This window comes from Dyadobacter sp. CY351, assembly GCF_021502625.1.
Classification (GTDB): Bacteria; Bacteroidota; Bacteroidia; order Cytophagales; family Spirosomataceae; genus Dyadobacter; species Dyadobacter chenhuakuii.
Map to the genome: position 1 here is coordinate 1 of NZ_JAKFFU010000008.1, position 16,800 is coordinate 16,800.

Annotated in this window: 18 protein-coding genes; 13 read left to right on the forward strand and 5 right to left on the reverse strand. The window is 43.2% G+C overall.

The window, feature by feature from the left end:
- Window positions 1-6 precede the first annotated feature (6 nt).
- A complete protein-coding gene (locus tag L0660_RS26385) occupies window positions 7-93 on the forward strand; it encodes an IS3 family transposase (RefSeq protein WP_409013419.1) in 87 nt (28 codons plus the stop codon).
- A 68-nt stretch (window positions 94-161) separates the two neighbouring features.
- Here the strand turns inward: L0660_RS26385 and L0660_RS16130 are convergent, their stop codons facing one another.
- Both L0660_RS16130 and L0660_RS16135 read right to left on the reverse strand, forming a co-directional pair.
- Window positions 162-563 (reverse strand): hypothetical protein, encoded by a 402-nt coding sequence (locus L0660_RS16130; protein ID WP_235160354.1) that lies wholly within the window; start codon window positions 561-563, stop codon window positions 162-164.
- Window positions 564-846: 283 nt separating this feature from the next.
- Entirely contained in the window at window positions 847-2,322 is a 1,476-nt protein-coding gene (locus tag L0660_RS16135; protein ID WP_235160355.1) for a sodium:solute symporter, read from the reverse strand.
- Window positions 2,323-2,439: 117 nt separating this feature from the next.
- Here L0660_RS16135 and L0660_RS16140 point away from each other — a divergent pair, with 117 nt between their 5' ends.
- From L0660_RS16140 to L0660_RS16150, 3 genes are read left to right on the forward strand one after another with little or no spacing between them, the layout of a single operon-like run.
- Window positions 2,440-2,715 (forward strand): ATP-dependent Clp protease adaptor ClpS, encoded by a 276-nt coding sequence (locus tag L0660_RS16140; RefSeq protein WP_233797289.1) that lies wholly within the window; start codon window positions 2,440-2,442, stop codon window positions 2,713-2,715.
- 18 nt (window positions 2,716-2,733) lie between these two features.
- On the forward strand, window positions 2,734-3,348 hold the full coding sequence (recR, locus tag L0660_RS16145) for a recombination mediator RecR (protein WP_235160356.1): 615 nt from the start codon (window positions 2,734-2,736) through the stop codon (window positions 3,346-3,348).
- 28 nt (window positions 3,349-3,376) lie between these two features.
- Complete coding sequence (locus tag L0660_RS16150; protein WP_304488704.1) at window positions 3,377-4,087, forward strand: superoxide dismutase; 711 nt, start codon at window positions 3,377-3,379, stop codon at window positions 4,085-4,087.
- A 78-nt stretch (window positions 4,088-4,165) separates the two neighbouring features.
- Here the strand turns inward: L0660_RS16150 and L0660_RS16155 are convergent, their stop codons facing one another.
- On the reverse strand, window positions 4,166-5,509 hold the full coding sequence (locus L0660_RS16155; RefSeq protein ID WP_235160357.1) for a tetratricopeptide repeat protein: 1,344 nt from the start codon (window positions 5,507-5,509) through the stop codon (window positions 4,166-4,168).
- Window positions 5,510-5,704: 195 nt separating this feature from the next.
- On the opposite strand from L0660_RS16155, the gene L0660_RS16160 reads away from it, so the two are divergent.
- A complete protein-coding gene (locus L0660_RS16160; RefSeq protein WP_235160358.1) occupies window positions 5,705-6,250 on the forward strand; it encodes a TlpA family protein disulfide reductase in 546 nt (181 codons plus the stop codon).
- A 66-nt stretch (window positions 6,251-6,316) separates the two neighbouring features.
- Here the strand turns inward: L0660_RS16160 and azu are convergent, their stop codons facing one another.
- Both azu and L0660_RS16170 read right to left on the reverse strand, forming a co-directional pair.
- Window positions 6,317-6,811 (reverse strand): azurin, encoded by a 495-nt coding sequence (gene azu, locus L0660_RS16165; RefSeq protein WP_233797293.1) that lies wholly within the window; start codon window positions 6,809-6,811, stop codon window positions 6,317-6,319.
- 104 nt (window positions 6,812-6,915) lie between these two features.
- The gene (locus L0660_RS16170; RefSeq protein ID WP_026628451.1) at window positions 6,916-7,518 is read right to left on the reverse strand and encodes a hypothetical protein; all 603 of its coding nucleotides are present in this window, start codon (window positions 7,516-7,518) and stop codon (window positions 6,916-6,918) included.
- A gap of 103 nt (window positions 7,519-7,621) precedes the next feature.
- Between L0660_RS16170 and sucD the strand changes: the two genes are divergently transcribed.
- The 8 genes from sucD (at window position 7,622) to gldN (ending at window position 16,773) form a co-directional block, all read left to right on the forward strand.
- Window positions 7,622-8,500 (forward strand): succinate--CoA ligase subunit alpha, encoded by an 879-nt coding sequence (gene sucD / locus L0660_RS16175; RefSeq protein ID WP_026628452.1) that lies wholly within the window; start codon window positions 7,622-7,624, stop codon window positions 8,498-8,500.
- A 60-nt stretch (window positions 8,501-8,560) separates the two neighbouring features.
- On the forward strand, window positions 8,561-9,742 hold the full coding sequence (locus L0660_RS16180) for a DUF4271 domain-containing protein (protein WP_235160359.1): 1,182 nt from the start codon (window positions 8,561-8,563) through the stop codon (window positions 9,740-9,742).
- A 42-nt stretch (window positions 9,743-9,784) separates the two neighbouring features.
- Window positions 9,785-10,567 carry a uroporphyrinogen-III synthase gene (locus L0660_RS16185; protein WP_233797295.1) on the forward strand — a complete coding sequence of 261 codons (783 nt, stop codon included), beginning with the start codon at window positions 9,785-9,787 and terminating at the stop codon, window positions 10,565-10,567.
- Window positions 10,568-10,699: 132 nt separating this feature from the next.
- Window positions 10,700-11,677, forward strand: a complete 978-nt coding sequence (locus L0660_RS16190; RefSeq protein ID WP_233797296.1) for a type IX secretion system membrane protein PorP/SprF — start codon at window positions 10,700-10,702, stop codon at window positions 11,675-11,677.
- A gap of 357 nt (window positions 11,678-12,034) precedes the next feature.
- Window positions 12,035-13,108, forward strand: coding sequence for an SUMF1/EgtB/PvdO family nonheme iron enzyme (locus tag L0660_RS16195; protein ID WP_026628456.1), 1,074 nt, complete (start codon window positions 12,035-12,037; stop codon window positions 13,106-13,108).
- A 116-nt stretch (window positions 13,109-13,224) separates the two neighbouring features.
- Window positions 13,225-14,040 (forward strand): gliding motility protein GldL, encoded by an 816-nt coding sequence (gldL, locus tag L0660_RS16200; protein ID WP_233797297.1) that lies wholly within the window; start codon window positions 13,225-13,227, stop codon window positions 14,038-14,040.
- Window positions 14,041-14,077: 37 nt separating this feature from the next.
- Window positions 14,078-15,670, forward strand: a complete 1,593-nt coding sequence (gene gldM, locus L0660_RS16205; RefSeq protein ID WP_255699299.1) for a gliding motility protein GldM — start codon at window positions 14,078-14,080, stop codon at window positions 15,668-15,670.
- A gap of 38 nt (window positions 15,671-15,708) precedes the next feature.
- Window positions 15,709-16,773, forward strand: coding sequence for a gliding motility protein GldN (gene gldN, locus L0660_RS16210; protein ID WP_233797298.1), 1,065 nt, complete (start codon window positions 15,709-15,711; stop codon window positions 16,771-16,773).
- The last annotated feature ends 27 nt before the right edge of the window (window positions 16,774-16,800 follow it).

The following is a 16,800-nucleotide window of genomic DNA, read 5'->3' on the forward strand; positions in this document are numbered from 1 at the left end:
GAATACATCACCTACTACAACAAAGAGAGGATCAGACTTAATTTAAACGGAATGAGCCCGGCACAATACCGAGCTCATCACACTAATCGTTAATCTTTAAACCGTCCAACTTTTGGGGTTCAGTCCATTTGGACAAAGAGCCTTTTTACTTTTGAACCTTATTATTGTTGCAGGGAGATCAGTTTCTCGCTGGTGCTCTGGATCTGCACTTCTTTTACCAATTTCTCTTTATTGTAAAATAATTCAAAGTAGTAAACGCCATCATTCATTTTGTCGAGATCAAAGACGCGGCGGTATTTTGCATCATTGTTATCAAAAACTTCGGAGTAGAACACGTTTCCGCCTTTGTCCTTCAAGATGATTCTCAGTGTTTCGTCAGCTGCTTTGTTTACGGAAAGTTTAACCTTGTTTGTCTCTCTTACTTTGTAAAGAGCAGCGTCAAAAGCCACTGCATTTGCAGCAGTCTTTTCTTCATTATTTTTCTTTTTGTCTGTTGTAAATGATGCAAGAGACAAAGTGAGCGCCAATGCGCAGAACAGATTTGAAATGTTTGAAATTTTCATGGCTAATATAGTTTTCTTGTTATGACCGTACATCTGCACAGTTGAACTATATATAAAAAAGGACGTGCCAGGTCCATTTCCTACGAAACTTTCACTGACACATCCTTACTATAACCACCTATATTTCAGATAGTTAATGTGATATCCGAAAATTTAACAAGCCTATATCCAACTTTCAAAGCTGTTCATAACCGAACATTATCAGGTAAAACCGAACGGTTTAGAAGTTATACAAAACCAAGATTATACGGTTTGCCCTAATTTAGAACAACGTTTAAATCCCTTATCTCACAAGAGGATTAGGGGTGTAGCGTTTCGCTTTGGGATCATGCAGCAGCCACAGGCCGATGAATGTAATCAAGCCATTGATGATAAGCCGTTCGAAACCGAACTTATAGCCATTAAACCACTCAGCAGAGTGATCATTGATAATGTAGGTAATAATGGGTGCTAAAATGCAAACCAGCGGAACCCATTTGTCTTTGACAGGCCTTTTTAGAAATGCGCCGAAAGAGAATAATCCCAGCAAAGGTCCATAAGTGTAACCTGCCAGATCAAACACCGCGGTGATCACTTCCTTGCTGTTAAGCTTATTGAAAATCAGGATAACCAGATAAAACACTACCGAAAATCCGACATGGACCCAGAATTTAATGGTCGAGCGCTGTTCTTCCGGCCTTTTTTCAATGTTCATGAAATCGATGCAGAATGCTGTGGTCAACGCAGTCAATGCAGAGTCGGAGCTGGCATAGGTGGCTGCCGTAATGCCAAGCAAGAATGTGATACCAACAACCAGACCTAAGTGGTTCAGGGCCAGCATCGGATAGAAATCATCCGATTTGGCAGGCGTTGGAATTCCTTGCGCTTCCGCATATACGTAAAGCAGCGCACCAAGTGACAGGAACAAAAAGTTGACGATCACGAGCACAATCGTGAACCAGAACATGTTCTTCTGCGCCTCACCAATGTTCTTACAAGTCAGGTTTTTCTGCATCAGATCCTGATCCAGACCTGTCATAACAATGGCAATGAAGACCCCGGCAAAGAACTGTTTGAAAAAGTTTTTCGGATCATTCGTGTCCCAATAGAAGATCTTGGAATAGCCGCTCGTCTGAACGCGGTTCCAGATGTCGCCGAAACCATCCAGATTAAGCTCACTGGAAACGAGCATAATGGTCAGAATAACGGCTGTTATGAGGAAAAAGGTTTGTAATGTATCTGTAACAATAATGGTTTTGACACCGCCTTTGAATGTGTAGATCCAGATCAGGAAGATGGTTATCGCCACAGCCACCTCAAACGGAATCCCCAATGGCTTGAACAATGCGAGCTGCAAAACTTGTGCTGCAACATAAAGCCTTACTGCTGAGCCAACTGTACGAGAAAGTAAAAAGAATCCCGAGCCTGTTTTATAAGACCAGAAACCGAAGCGCTGTTCGAGATAGGAATAAATGGATATCAGGTTTAAACGATAATAAAGCGGCATCAGCACTGTCCCTATCACCAGATAACCCAGAATGTAGCCTATAACAACTTGAAAATACGAGAATTGAATGTTCACAACCGCCCCCGGAACCGAAACAAACGTCACGCCGGATAAAGAGGTCCCGATCATTCCGAAAGCCACCAGATACCACGGAGACTGCCTGTTTGCGGTAAAAAATGTATTTGTATCCGCCCCTCTGGATGTGTAAATGGAAACTGTTATAAGCATCCCGAAATAAGCAACCAGGATGGCCAGAGATATATATGGATTCATTAAAGCGGCTTATAGTGGGTTATTTGTGAATTTTAGCAGCTGATTAAAAGGTCCTTAAAACTTCCGATAATCTGCGTTTTTGTTTAGATTTGCTAATCAAACAGAAATTTGGTTGTTATGCAAGCGCTTACAGACACTGAGGTAGAAATTCTGGATAAAACTGTTGAAACGGATGTTCAGAAATTAGTTATCTACAACGACGATGTAAATACATTTGATTGGGTCATAGATACTTTGATGGAAGTTTGTGGCCATACCAATGAACAAGCCGAACAATGCACGCTGATCATTCATTATAAAGGCAAATGCTCGGTAAAAGAGGGCGCTTTTGAAGAATTGACCGGCATGCGCAATGAAATCTGCCGCCGCGGAATCTCCGCAGAAATCCACTAGTCTCACTCAACTTTTCACATGAATTACCCCTCACGTCTTATTGAGGAAGCCGTAAGTGAAATCTCCCGTTTGCCGGGTATAGGAAAAAAAACAGCGCTGCGTCTGGCATTACATTTGCTTAAAAGAGAGGAGGAACAAACCAGATCCCTTTCCGAGGCGCTGATCAACATGCGTACCAAAACTTCGTATTGCGAAAAGTGCCACAATATTGCCGATGACCGGCTATGCAACATTTGCAGCAGCCCCAGGCGTGACCATTCGATCATTTGCGTGGTTGTAGATACGCGAGATGTGCTGGCAATCGAGTCAACCAACCAATATAAGGGGCTTTATCATGTTTTAGGGGGAATTATTTCTCCGTTGGAAGGAATTGGCCCTTCGGACCTGCAAATTGATTCTTTAATAAAAAGAATAGAACATCCGGAAGATTCAGAACCTGTAAAGGAGATCATTCTGGCCCTAAGTCCTACGATGGAAGGCGATACGACTGCTTTTTATTTACAGAAAAAACTGAAATCGACGGGTGTAAAGATGAGTACGATTGCCCGGGGCATCCCTATCGGTGGCGACCTCGAATATGCGGATGAAATCACCCTTGGGCGCAGCATCGTGAGCCGGGTGGCCTACGATTAAGAACTAAACACTTTACCAAAAGACTGTAATGAATAGAACCGACTTCCTAAAAACATTAGCAGGCAGTTCATTGGCGATGAGCGCATTGTCCAGCCAGGCATTTGCAAAATCAGGAGAAGGCCTGCAAGCTGAAATGGCACCATTCAAACAAGCTCCGCTGCCGTACGATTTTGGTGCTTTGGAACCGAGCATTGACAAGCAAACCATGGAGATCCATTATGGCAAACACCATGCGGCCTATGTGAAAAACCTGAACGACGCTGTAAAAGGAACGGAATACGAGAAAAAATCGCTCGATGATATCATTAAATCAATCGGCAAAGCACCAGCAGCGATTCGCAATAATGGCGGAGGTCACTGGAACCATACTTTTTTCTGGGAAGTAATGGGACCTAAAAAGGCTGCTGCACCAGCCGGCCCGGTTGCTGATGCAATCAACGGTCAGTTTGGGTCTATGGATAAATTTAAAGAAGAATTTGCCAAAGCAGCAACAACGCGTTTTGGTTCGGGATGGGCTTGGTTGGTGGTGAAAGATGGCAAACTTGCGATCGGCTCGACTCCAAACCAGGATAACCCATTGATGGATGTCTCTGATTTTAAAGGAACGCCTATCCTGGGATTGGACGTTTGGGAACATGCTTATTATCTGCATTATCAAAACAAACGCCCGGATTACATTAAAGCATTCTGGGATGTGGTAAACTGGGATAAAGTGGCTGAAAAAATGAAGAAGGCTTAATATCGGTACGTTATGTTATTAGAAAGAAGGGGTTACCGATCAATGATCGGTAACCCCTTCTTATTTGCTTAAAAAATACTAATTGCAGTAACTGCTGATCACTTTGTATGCCTGCTGGTAACCCAACTCCCCTGCCCTGCTCAGGTCCAGGCAGCCGTCATTGATTTCACCAAGGCTGTTTTTCAGGATTCCTCTCAAATAATACGCTTCCGGATAATCTGAACGCAATTTGATTGAGCTGGAAAAATCCATGACGGCGCCCATCTGGTCACCCGTTGCGGAACGGATCATTGCACGTGAGAAGAATGCTGTGCTATAAGTAGGATTAAGCTCAACAGCAGTCGTCAGATCCTGAATAGCGCCCTTCGTCTCGCCCACCTTCGCCTTGTTTATGCCCCGGACAAAGTATGCCTGTGCCCTGTCATCGCTTAAATGTTCTATCTTAATATTCTGCTGAACCTGATCTCTTAATCCGTCCAGCGCTTCGCGGTTAATTTTACCAGCGTAGGTAATCTTTTTAGGATCGCCTATATAGCTGTTTTTCAAATCAATAGATGTTGAAAGATCTGATATTGCGCCACGTGTATCATTGAGTTTGCCCTTGGCATAACCTCTTCCGTAAAATGCCTGATAGTTTTCAGGATTTAATTGAATGGTTTTGTCAAAATCGATGATGGCGCCCTGATAATCTTCAATTTTATTTTTGGCAAAACCGCGCTTTTCGTAGAATTCGCTCTCATTAGGACTCAGTTCAATGGCACGCGTAAAATCTGCTGCTGCGCCCTGAAAATCGCCTAGTTCAATTTTTGCTAACCCCCGGCCTGCATAAGCGCCTGTTCTTTTGGGGCTTAATTCTATCACCCGTGTAAAATCGGCCAGGCTGCCCGCATATTCCTGCAAATCCTGCTTGCAATTTCCCCTTGCATATAAAGCCGCAAGTTCATCGGGGTTGAGCGACAATGCGCGATCGAGATCTGTAAGTGCGCTTCTGTGCTTTTTCAATTTGGCATAGCTCACGCCTCTGTTGTAGTAGATCTTCGGATCTTCGGCATTCAATTCCAATGCTTTAGAATAATCTTCAATGGCCGAAGAAAAATCATCCTGCAAGCTTTTGCTTACGCCGCGGCTCTGATAATAAAGTGCTTCTTTGGGATTGAGCTCAATGGCGCGGTTATAGTCCTGAATAGCCCCGCGGTAATCTTTCAGATTTGCCTTCGCCAGCCCGCGGTTAAAATAGCTCGGCGCATGTTCGGGACTCATGGAAATTACTGTGGAATAGGCTTGCATAGCGCCGTTGAAATCCCCTGTTCCGGCTCTTGTATTCCCTTCTTCAAAAAATTCCGCAGCAGATCGTTGAGCAAAAGTGGAGCCAGGTAAAAGGATTGTAATGAAGGTAATCAGACCAAAAAATAAAACTTTCATGAATGTAAAGCGTTTCCTCAAATCAGATATGTTTTTTATTATCCTATAAAAGTATTCAAATTCCTACTACGCATCAAAAAAACAAATGCCCTATTTTTCGAACGCGGTTTTTGAGGAAGGTTATTGAGAATATGGCTACTTTTAACGGACCAATTGCAGTTTTGGAAACTCATTTTTCATTTATTCCACACCATTATGACAGCTAATTCAAGGAAATTTTTTCTCATCGTTCTGCTCATCGTCGCAGCTGCCGCCGTTTATTATTCATTTGTTAAACCCATTGATAACAAGGAAGCTAACGTAGAAAGCGCTGCACCCGGACAAGCAGAAACAGCCTCCGTATACTTGTCGGAACTGCGAGATCTGGAAGGTAAACCGGTGGCTATGGATGAAGATAAGCTGGTGTTTGTGAATGTGTGGGCAACCTGGTGCGGCCCTTGTAACATGGAGATGCCGGGCATTCAGAAATTGTATGATAAATACAAAGCCCACGAAAAAGTCGCATTCTACATTATCTCAGACGAAGATGCTGAAACAGTGAATCCGTTCATTGCGCGTAAAGGTTATAAGCTGCCGTTTTATCAGTTTGCAGGAGCATACCCACCTGCCCTCGACGGCAATGCGATCCCCCGGACTTACATTATTTATAAAGGCAAAATATTGGTTGAAGAAATAGGCGCTTCACAATGGGACCGCCCCGAAATCACGGATCTGATCGATAAGCAACTGGCTGAAATATAGATCTTACTGGACGCAAAAAAAGCGCTGATCATCATGACCAGCGCTTTTTTTGTGTTAATCTATTCCTTATTCAACGATGAATGTTCCTTTCATCAATGCATAGTGACCTGGGAAACTGCATATGTAAGTATATGTTCCTTTTGCAGGTGCAGTAAATTCAACTGTGTCGCTTTCGCCGCCCCCAACAAGTTTGGTATGCGCAAGGATACTTGCTTTTTCTGATGCAGGAATGTATTCTGTTTCTCTTGCAGCAGCCGCTTTTGAACCGAATGCAGCAACGTCAGTTCCTGGCTTCAGCAAAACCCAGTTGTGGCCCATTGCAGCCTTAGCAAGTTTCCCGGAGTGTGTCAAAGTAAGCTTCACTTTTTGTCCGGCTTTCACTTTGATCTCTTTCAGGTCAAACTGCATTGCGTCACTTCCTTTTATTACGATGGTTTTAGCTTGTTTCACATCGCTAACAACTGCTTTGGCAGGCAATTTAGCCTCAGCAGTGTTCATTGTAACCGCTCCGAAAGCCAAAACTGAGGCAAGAAGCATTACGCCATACTTCGTCGTTTTCATATTAAGAGTATTAGTAAACTTGATTGTTTGATAATTAACTGGTGCAATTTACGACGCGGTATTTAAAAAAAACAATCCATTAACATTTGTTTGATAAATAGATCTTAAAACAGGATTTTATATTGATCGCGCGCCGCTCTTCCTACGCAAATCACGGACAGCACCATCATATAATGGTTAATATCTACGGGATCCATGGGAATGGGAAGCTTTCCGGATTTCGTAGATAAAGCGAGCAGCATCATTGAAAATATCACCCATAGCGCACTTTTCTGACGGCTCGCCAGCCCTACACAGGATATCAGCAATGTGATCAGGATGGCCAGCGATTTGATAATGAGGCCCACATATTCTACACGAAACCAGGTGATGCAATACATAAGGAGTAATCCCAGCCCAATGGTGGACGCGAAAAAGTATGTCCCGGCCCGATATCGCATGATGAGGCACCAGGATGCAGAAACGAGGCAGAATGCGCCTAATGTCATTTCACCTGCCGTGATGACCCCGTACAGTTTTTCGAAACTTTCTACGCCCACGTAGACAAGCAAGTCGGTGAGGGCAACGAGCGCAGTGAAAAACAGAAATATGCCCCAAAGCCACCTGCTGATAAACGGCTGCGTCCGGAAATACCGGGAGAAAATAAATATGCTGGTAAAACTTAAAACCAAGTTAGAAAATATATGTGGACTGCTGAGTATCTGCATAAACCTGCTTAATATTGTCAGAAAAGCAATTTACAAATTCTGGCTACATTTTGCTACTTCGTGCTTTTCGTTCTACTTTTACCAAAAAAACTGATTTACCAACATGAGCGTTTTAGTTAATAAAAATTCTAAGATTATAGTTCAGGGATTTACCGGATCGGAGGGCTCTTTTCATGCCCAGCAAATGATCGAGTACGGTACTAATGTCGTAGGTGGCGTAACTCCGGGCAAAGGCGGCCTTTCTCACTTGGAAAGACCTGTTTTCAACACCGTTGACCAGGCTGTGCGTGCTACCGGCGCTGATGTATCTATCATTTTCGTTCCGCCGGCTTTTGCTGCTGATGCTATAATGGAAGCTGCTGATGCTGGAATTGGCGTTATCGTTTGTATCACCGAAGGTATTCCTACCAAAGACATGATGCAGGCAAAAGAATATATCAAAAACAAAAATTGCCGTCTGATCGGACCTAACTGCCCGGGTGTTATTACCGCAGAAGAATGTAAAGTGGGCATTATGCCAGGCTTTATTTTCAAGAAAGGAACCATCGGCATTGTTTCAAAATCTGGAACGCTTACTTATGAGGCTGTTGACCAGCTGACGCGCGCCGGACTTGGACAAACAACTGCAATCGGGATCGGTGGTGACCCAATCATTGGAACTACAACCAAAGAAGCAGTTGAGTTACTAATGAACGATCCTGAAACAGAAGCGATTGTAATGATCGGTGAAATTGGTGGAAGTATGGAAGCGGATGCAGCCAACTACATCAAATCTACTGGAAACAAAAAACCTGTTGTCGGTTTCATCGCCGGACAAACTGCTCCGAAAGGACGCAGAATGGGCCACGCTGGTGCGATCATCGGCGGTGCTGACGATACGGCTGAGGCTAAAATCAGGATTATGAAAGAGTCGGGTATTTTTGTAGCCGAGTCACCTGCATTGATCGGCGAAACCATGCTGATCGCACTTGGAAGAAAATAGTAATCTGCTTACATATCACTTGATAAGAGGGCTGGGGAAACCCCGCCCTTTTTTATAACAATGAAGTCCATATCTTTTACGCTTTTTTGGGCTTTTCTAATAGCTTTTTCCATTTCCGGGACATTCGCTTCCGGCGCGGCCAAGGTCAATCCTCCCGAACAATATTTCCCGGTTTACGATTACCAGAACGACTGGCTGGTTTACAATCCCCAGTACAAGAACTACGTCCATTTTTCTCAGGGCGTAAATGAAGGCGCGCGCTATGTGAGCCTGTATGTTGATCTGGTCAAGAACCGCCGTTATGTCCTGCTTTTAAAAGCTGAAACGGAGAGTTACTTGTTCCTGGAAGGATCACTTCAAAACAAAATTAACAGAAATGAGTGGCAGGAACTGAACATTGACAGCCTCTATAAAATCTACAAAAAGGACGAATTGCTGCTCACTATTTACGGCAGTGCAGGGATCGGAGATAAATCTGTGCTGCTTTGTAACAAAAAGAAATTAAATGACCCCACGACGATTGAACAGGCCGGGCGGAATTTTATCAATATCAAACCCATCACGTTTACACCGTTCGGTAACTTTGCTGGAATTTCTCTGATTCTGATCCTGATACTCAGCGTGTGGATTTACAATGCTAATCCCCTGTCCTTTATACGTTTGATTAATCCTATTGAGTTTTTCAACAACGACCCAAGGGACCAGCTTTCAAAGATTAACAAGCCTTATAGCAACACGGTAGTTTTCTTTGTCATCATCACATCCATGCTGATGAGCTTCATAGTCGTTTTCTTTTCGGCCAATAAGCTTAATGTATTTTCTGTCAGCACGATATTGTCTGAAAAGTCTAATACACTCGAAATTCTTGGTGACTTCTTTATCCTTTCCGCGATCTTCTTTCTGCTTACTTATGTCAAATACATCTGCATGGTGATGGCAGGAAATATGCTGAATCTGGATAAGCAGGTTGACATTATCTTTCTTAAAATAATACAATCCTCTTACCTCTTTTATGCAGCATTGTTTCTGTTCGTTTTCACGCTCAGTTTCAACCACATAAACTGGCTGACCGAGATGCGAATGTATGTTCTGGCCCCATTTTTGCTATTCTATTCCGCGAGATTCCTGGCCTTGTACATTGTCACCAAGCCGCCGGGCTCGTTGATTAATCTGTATTTATTTTCGTACCTTTGCGTCATTGAAATAATCCCGCTCATTGTCGGCATAAAGTTTGCTTTGTAATTGCAGAGAGTGAAACGGAACTTAAACTAATGAGGATTATACATGAGTGATACCATCAATTTTGATCAGGAGCGGCTTAAAAAAGTAACCAGTCTTTTAGTTAGTCAATCCAGACCAGCCGACGAGAATTCACCTTATTATGAATTGGCCAAAAAGTATAACATCAAAGTAGATTTCAGGCCGTTTATACAAATCGACGGAGTTTCTTACAAAGACTTCCGTAAACAAAAAATCAACATTCTGGATCATACTGCGGTCATTTTTACAAGCCGTAACGCCATTGATCATTTTTTCCGGATTTGTAACGAGGGAAGAGTTGAGGTACCGGCAACAATGAAATATTTCTGCATCTCAGAACAGACTGCCAATTATCTTCAGAAATACATTGTTATTCGCAAAAGGAAGATCTTTACAGGGACCAAGACGGCTGCCGAACTGATCGAGCTGATGCGGAAACACAAGAAAGAGAAATTCCTATATCCATGTTCGGACGTGCGCAAAAACGATATTCCGGAGTTTGCAGATACAGAGGAGTTCCACTTCACTGAGGCTACCATGTATCAAACAGGCTCAGCCGATCTTTCTGATCTTGAAGATGTTTACTACGACATTATAGCGTTTTTCAGTCCGTCCGGGATCAAATCATTATACGACAACTTTCCTGACTTCAAGCAAAATTATACCCGAATTGCGGCTTTCGGCCCTACAACGGCAAAAGCGGTTACAGATGCAGGACTTTTTCTGGACATTCAGGCACCTTTGCCTAATGCCCCATCCATGACCGGCGCGCTTGACCTTTATATCAGGCAAGCGAACAATGTTTAGACCGAATTTCGTCCAAAAAAGCCCCGGAAAATTTCCGGGGCTTTTTTGTTATTTTATCAATTTTTTTAAGCAATATGCGTTATAAATAAAATCCGAAAACTCCCAGCGTGTTCCTTAACCAAACCCACAGGCATGACTTTGACTTTTATTATTCGAAGTATTAAATATATCCGGCTGCTTGCAATAATACTCCTGACCACCAGCGGTGCGATGGCACAGAAAGACGCACAATTCAGCTTATTTTCTCTTAACCAGCTTTACCTTAATCCAGCAGCTGCCGGCGCAGACGGGCTTACGAAGTTTCAGCTCACACACAGAACGCAATATGCTGGCTATCAGGGAACAAATATTTCGGATGAAGGCGGTGCATTGTCAACGCAACTTTTCTCATTCAGTATGCCTATCAAGAATTTCGGGATAGGCTTTTACGCGCTGAATGACCGCAGCGGCCCGCGTACGGATCAGGATTTCAAATTGTCAGCAGCATATAAGATTCCGGCTTTTGGTGGTAATTTCCAGGTTGGGGCTAGCGCAGGATTATTCAGGCAATCAATCGATTACAGCAAATTAAGATATCAGGATTTGGATGATCCGTTGATTCCAACCGGAAACATTTCAGAAATCAATCCTGATTTTTCTGTTGGGGCCCGTTTTGAGAATGAAACATTCTATGCAGGCGTATCTTTAAATCACTTACTGGAACCAAAATACCAGCTCGGATCAACAACAGCGACTAACCCATTACCGAAGACATTATACTTCAATGCAGGTCTAAACATCGAATTGGGCTACCTTCTTGATATACAGCCAATTGTCCTATTAAAATCCGACATCAGCACGTTCTCTGCCGAAGGTGGCGCGACTGTTACCTATAACAAACGTTACTGGATCGGTGGAACTTACAGACAGCAGGATACCTATTTTATCGTGATGGGGGGGATTTATCTGCTACCGGATCAATCGCTTAGGTTATCCGGAGCGTATGATCTTGTATTAGGAGGAAATGATTCCAAAGCACCGTCGTCTTTCGAAGTGATGTTGTCGTACGCGCTGCCATCTCCGAAGTTTGGCAAGAAGACAATCATTCGGACGCCGCGTTTCAGGTTTTGACACAACCGTTGACAGGCTCCGTATATAGTACTATGGAATCCGGAAATTATTTAAAATACCGTGGATTTTGGCAATTATTAAACGGTTTTTGTAAACCAGCAGGTAATTGAAAGTGATCAGTTTGCGAAACTTTAATTTATATTTGTAAAATAATCTTGCCTTATACCATTTATCTTATTCTTACGTTAACTCGATAAATGCAGGCTTGGTGATCGATTGGGGAGGTTCACAATATAATTTCTCCCAGATTTTGCTGAGCGTGAGATTGTTATTTTTGTTTTTATTTCAAGTATACTATATATCACCAGTCGACGTTTTTAGGCTAACATTTTATTATTCAAATTTTACAAAAACACTATGAATGTGAAAGTGTTCTATCGGGATGGAGTCAAAAGCCTGCTTTTGGTAGCCGCTCTTATGCTGATGCAAAGTTGCGGGTTTATTAAGAGTAAGTTTGGCAAGGGAGGACAAGAAGAAAGCGGGATTCAAAACGGGGAAATTACAGCGACAGCCCGTAAAGGTTACAAGCAGACAACTCCGGCTGGAATGGTGGTAATCCCATCAGGTTCCTTTGTAATGGGACAGGCCGATGAAGATATAGCTTCTTCCATGAACAACATGAACCGGCGCGTGACGATCAGCTCATTCTTTATGGATGATACGGAGATCACAAACAACGAATACCGCCAGTTTGTGAATGCTTTGCTGGTTGACTCGGTTTCAGTTTTGGGAGAAGAAGAAATTATGTCCAAATACTATCCTGATACAACAGCATGGAAAAAAGACTTTGCATATTCTAACGGTGACCCGTTTGTTGAATATTACTATCAACATCCAGGATTTGATACTTACCCTGTTGTAGGTGTTAGCTGGCAAGGTGCTCAGTACTTCTCTAAATGGCGTACTAATCTTCTGCATGACTTCCAGAACAAAGAAGGACAGTTCAACTCGACAGGTTTCCGTCTTCCAACAGAGGCAGAATGGGAATGGGCAGCAAGAGGCGGACGTGCAGTTGCGAAATATCCATGGGGTAATCCTTACACTATGAATGCAAAAGGATGCTTCCTGGCGAACTTCAAACCACAACGCGGAAACTATGATGCGGATGGCTATCCTTACACAGGCCCTGCAAATGCATACAATCCTAACGATTTCGGTCTTTACAACATGGCAGGAAACGTTGCAGAATGGACTTCGGACGCTTACACAGACAATGCAACAGCCATTGTCTGGGATATGAACCCAAGATATGACAATCCAGACGAACCCCGCAAGGTGGTTAAAGGAGGTTCATGGAAAGACATTGCTTACTACTTACAGACCGGCACGAGAACGTTCGAATACGAAACTGAGCGTCGTGCATTTATCGGCTTCCGCTGCGTAATGGATAATGTTAATGACCGCGGAGGTGCCCGTGCACGCCGTCGCTAGATAGAATCTCTTCGAAAAAGAAGCAGCGTTCCAAACACTGCTTCTTTTTTACGACCTTTTCAAAACACTTTTCTTTATCAATATCTAATTTTTCACTGTAACTGATTTCAATAAGTATGGCTAAGAATAGCGGACCTAATTTTTTTTGGGATAAACTGGTACCAACAATATATAGCGCAGGTGCTGCCGTTGTTATTTTGGGAGCGTTAGCAAAAATTCAACACTGGGACTTCGGCGGCCCTTTACTTACTGCCGGTTTGGGAACTGAGGTTCTTATTTTCTTACTTTATGCACTTCAAACACTAACACAATCTTCTGACCGCGATCCGGATTGGACCCGCGTTTACCCTGAGCTTGCTGACGATTACAATGGTCCGGCAATCACGCGTGGTTCTACATCTTCAAGCGGTGTTACTGCTAAGCTGGATAACATGCTTGACAATGCTAAGCTCGGTCCTGAGGTTTTCGACAGCCTTGGAAAAGGTTTCAGAAACCTGTCTGAAACAGTTGGTAAAATAAGCGATCTGACCGATGCAACCGTTGCTACTAATGATTACGCAAGAAATGTGAAAAGTGCGTCAACTGCGATCAATGATATGAATAAATCTTATGGAGTTGCTATCAGCGCGATGAGCTCTATGGCTGATGCTACCAAGGATGCACAATCATATCGTGAGCAGTTTCAGCAGATCACTAAGAACATGGGCGCGCTGAATGCAGTTTATGAGCTGGAATTGCAAGACACGACCAAGCATTTGAAAGCAATGAATGCGTTCTATGGCAACCTTACTACTGCGATGGAAAACATGGCTGACGCTACCAAAGAATCACAAGTGTTTAAAAATGAAATGTCCAGACTAACGAACAACATCTCGTCTCTGAATGGCATTTATGGTAATATGCTGACTGCCATGCGTGGTGGCAATGCATAATAAATTATTCAATCACTGATAACTGATTTCTGAATATATGGCAGGTGGAAAAGAAACACCCCGTCAAAAGATGATTGGCATGATGTACCTGGTACTTACTGCAATGCTCGCGTTGCAGGTAAGCTCAGCCATCATAGAAAAATTCATTCTTCTGAACAATTCTTTGGAACTATCCTCCGGAGCAGCTAATAAAATAAACCAGGAAACTGTACTTAAAATAAAAGCGGCAGTTGAAAAAGCGGGAAACCGTTCAGCTGACGTTGCAGTAATTAAACAAGCCGAGGAGGTTCGTAAGTTTACAGCAGACATTACCAATCAAATCAATGCTTTAAAGCAAGAGATCATTAACAAAGCAGGTGGCGGATTCAATGAGGAAGGTGGAATTAAAAATCCTCAGGAAGAAGCTAAGGTTGCCGAATTGATGATTGCTCAAGGTAAAAGAGGTAAAGCATATGGCTTGAAACAAACGCTTAATGCTTACACTGCTCAGCTTAACCAGTTGTCGCCAAACAAGTTTCAGATGCTTGCGATGGACGGCAGAGAAGATCCGAGCGTGAAAGGAAATAAAGACCAACGCAACAAGGATTTTGCTGAACTGAATTTCGAATCAACTCCCGTTGCAGCTGCATTGGCGGTTTTAAGTCAGAAACAGACAGACATTCGCCGCATGGAAGGTGAAGTCTTGAATTACCTTGCAAGTAAGGTTGGTGCAGCAGACGTTAAATTTGACCGCGTTCTGGCAATGGTTAGCGCTGATGCAAAAACCGTTGTTGCAGGTACGAAATTCAAAGGACAAATGTTCATCGCAGCTTCTGCTTCTGGAATAACACCGCGTATGAGCCTGAACGGCTCACCTGTAAAGGTTGAAAATGGCGTTGGTATGATCGAATTTACTGCGCAAGGCGGCGGCTATAATGCAGAAGGCGTTGTGCGGAAAGAACTGCAAGCTCGCATTACGATCCCTACTCCATCAGGACGGGATACAACTTATACAATGAACCAGGAATACTTCGTTGTGAAACCTTCCTACCAGATTGAAACAGGAACACTTCCTCCTTTGTACCTGGGTTGTGCTAATAAACTTAGCATTCAGAGCCCGGCATTGGGACCACTTTGGGCACCAAGCTTCTCAACTGACGGTGGAGAAATTATTCAGAGCGGACAAAAAGGAAAGTTCACGATCGTTCCTAACAAAGCGCAGTTGAATATCACGGTCAGCAATGCTGGCAATGTTCTGGGTTCCGAGCCATTCAGGGTTAACAAAGTGCCTAAGCCTTCGCTTGAAGTGAGAGTTAACGGTGCAGTATTTGACGAACGTAAAGGAGCACCTGCTTCGGGAGCACGCAGCATTCAAGTGATTGCTGTTCCAGATGAAAGCTTTAAAAACTTCTCGCCGGAAGATGCGAAATTCAGAGTGTCTCAGGTTGAGGTTTCTCTGGCCAGAGGAAACAGAAGAATTGGTGGAGTTACATTGAACGGCGGTGGCGGATCAATATCGTCATTGGCACAACAAGCGCAACCTGGCGATCGTTATGTGATCTCAATCCTTAAAGTAGAGCGTCAGAATTTCAAAGGCGCTGTGAATGAAGTTGAAATGGGTAACCAATACAGACAGGTAACCTTATACTAATACGTCAATTTTAATCGTTGATTGGGCAATACAACCTTATGTATGTTATGAGAAGAATGAACGGAAAAACGATTGCATGGTCATTACTTTCTTTGTCTTTGGGCACAGGCGCTGCTTTTGCTCAGGAAAAAGAAGATTCCACAGCGAATCAGTTTTCATCACGCCCGATCGCTGACGGCGATGTCCTGATGAAAAGGACGCTTTGGAGAAGAGTCGATCTTAAAGAGAAACAAAATGTTTCAATGTTCTCTAAAAATAATGAGATCACACGTTACCTGTTGGAGGCTGCAAAAGCAGGTTTAATTGACGCTTACACAAATGACTCATGTGCTACAAAAATTGATGGTGAAGAGTTACACAAACGTATATTAATCCCAAATCAAACTGCCGGGTTATCTGCTGAGGAAATAGCAGCTGGCTTTGGTGAGCCTGCAAAAACAGACGATGGCTGGGGTGCTAAACCAAAGGCAGATCCAACTAAGACTGCGGCAGCCGCTGATGACGGATGGGGTAACACCAAAAAGGAAACAAAAACAGAAGCAGCTGCGGAAGATGATGGTTGGGGTCCTCCAAAGAAAAAATCAAGCAAAAAAGGTGCTAAAACAGAGGTTGCAAAAGCAGAGGAACCTGTTGTTGAACAGCCTAAGGTTGATAGCAGCTTCCAAACCCAGATTGCCTCTACTGAGGAAGAGTATTTCCCTGAGCAGTTGAGCATTTTGGAAATTAAGGAAGACTGGACATTTGACAAGAAAAGATCACGCTTGTACAATGACATTCAAACATTGACCATCATTCTTCCTTCGGAACAAACTGCCACAGGTCTTGAATTACCAGTTGCGTCTTTCCGTTACAAGGATGTGGAAAGATTGTTCAGAAGCGATCCTAAGAAATATATCTGGTATAACACCCATAATACAGCTCAGAATAAGAACCTTGCGGATGCTTTCGATTTGCGCCTTTTCTACGGCCGTATCACCAAGTATTCCAATGCAAACGACAGAGCGTTTCTTGACATCTATAACGGAGAAAAAGAAGCACTTATCAAGTCTCTGAACTACGAGCAAGAATTAATGGAACTGGAACACGGACTTTGGGAATATTAATCTCATAAGTTCATAGTAACAAAAAAA

What these genes read in the sequence shown, in the direction of transcription:
- L0660_RS16130 (WP_235160354.1), bottom strand. Translation starts at nt 563, where the DNA reads ATGAAAATTTCAAACATTTCAAATCTGTTCTGCGCATTGGCGCTCACT.
- L0660_RS16135 (WP_235160355.1), bottom strand. Translation starts at nt 2,322, where the DNA reads ATGAATCCATATATATCTCTGGCCATCCTGGTTGCTTATTTCGGGATG.
- L0660_RS16140 (WP_233797289.1), top strand. Translation starts at nt 2,440, where the DNA reads ATGCAAGCGCTTACAGACACTGAGGTAGAAATTCTGGATAAAACTGTT.
- recR (WP_235160356.1), top strand. Translation starts at nt 2,734, where the DNA reads ATGAATTACCCCTCACGTCTTATTGAGGAAGCCGTAAGTGAAATCTCC.
- L0660_RS16150 (WP_304488704.1), top strand. Translation starts at nt 3,377, where the DNA reads ATGAATAGAACCGACTTCCTAAAAACATTAGCAGGCAGTTCATTGGCG.
- L0660_RS16155 (WP_235160357.1), bottom strand. Translation starts at nt 5,509, where the DNA reads ATGAAAGTTTTATTTTTTGGTCTGATTACCTTCATTACAATCCTTTTA.
- L0660_RS16160 (WP_235160358.1), top strand. Translation starts at nt 5,705, where the DNA reads ATGACAGCTAATTCAAGGAAATTTTTTCTCATCGTTCTGCTCATCGTC.
- azu (WP_233797293.1), bottom strand. Translation starts at nt 6,811, where the DNA reads ATGAAAACGACGAAGTATGGCGTAATGCTTCTTGCCTCAGTTTTGGCT.
- L0660_RS16170 (WP_026628451.1), bottom strand. Translation starts at nt 7,518, where the DNA reads ATGCAGATACTCAGCAGTCCACATATATTTTCTAACTTGGTTTTAAGT.
- sucD (WP_026628452.1), top strand. Translation starts at nt 7,622, where the DNA reads ATGAGCGTTTTAGTTAATAAAAATTCTAAGATTATAGTTCAGGGATTT.
- L0660_RS16180 (WP_235160359.1), top strand. Translation starts at nt 8,561, where the DNA reads ATGAAGTCCATATCTTTTACGCTTTTTTGGGCTTTTCTAATAGCTTTT.
- L0660_RS16185 (WP_233797295.1), top strand. Translation starts at nt 9,785, where the DNA reads ATGAGTGATACCATCAATTTTGATCAGGAGCGGCTTAAAAAAGTAACC.
- L0660_RS16190 (WP_233797296.1), top strand. Translation starts at nt 10,700, where the DNA reads ATGACTTTGACTTTTATTATTCGAAGTATTAAATATATCCGGCTGCTT.
- L0660_RS16195 (WP_026628456.1), top strand. Translation starts at nt 12,035, where the DNA reads ATGAATGTGAAAGTGTTCTATCGGGATGGAGTCAAAAGCCTGCTTTTG.
- gldL (WP_233797297.1), top strand. Translation starts at nt 13,225, where the DNA reads ATGGCTAAGAATAGCGGACCTAATTTTTTTTGGGATAAACTGGTACCA.
- gldM (WP_255699299.1), top strand. Translation starts at nt 14,078, where the DNA reads ATGGCAGGTGGAAAAGAAACACCCCGTCAAAAGATGATTGGCATGATG.
- gldN (WP_233797298.1), top strand. Translation starts at nt 15,709, where the DNA reads ATGTATGTTATGAGAAGAATGAACGGAAAAACGATTGCATGGTCATTA.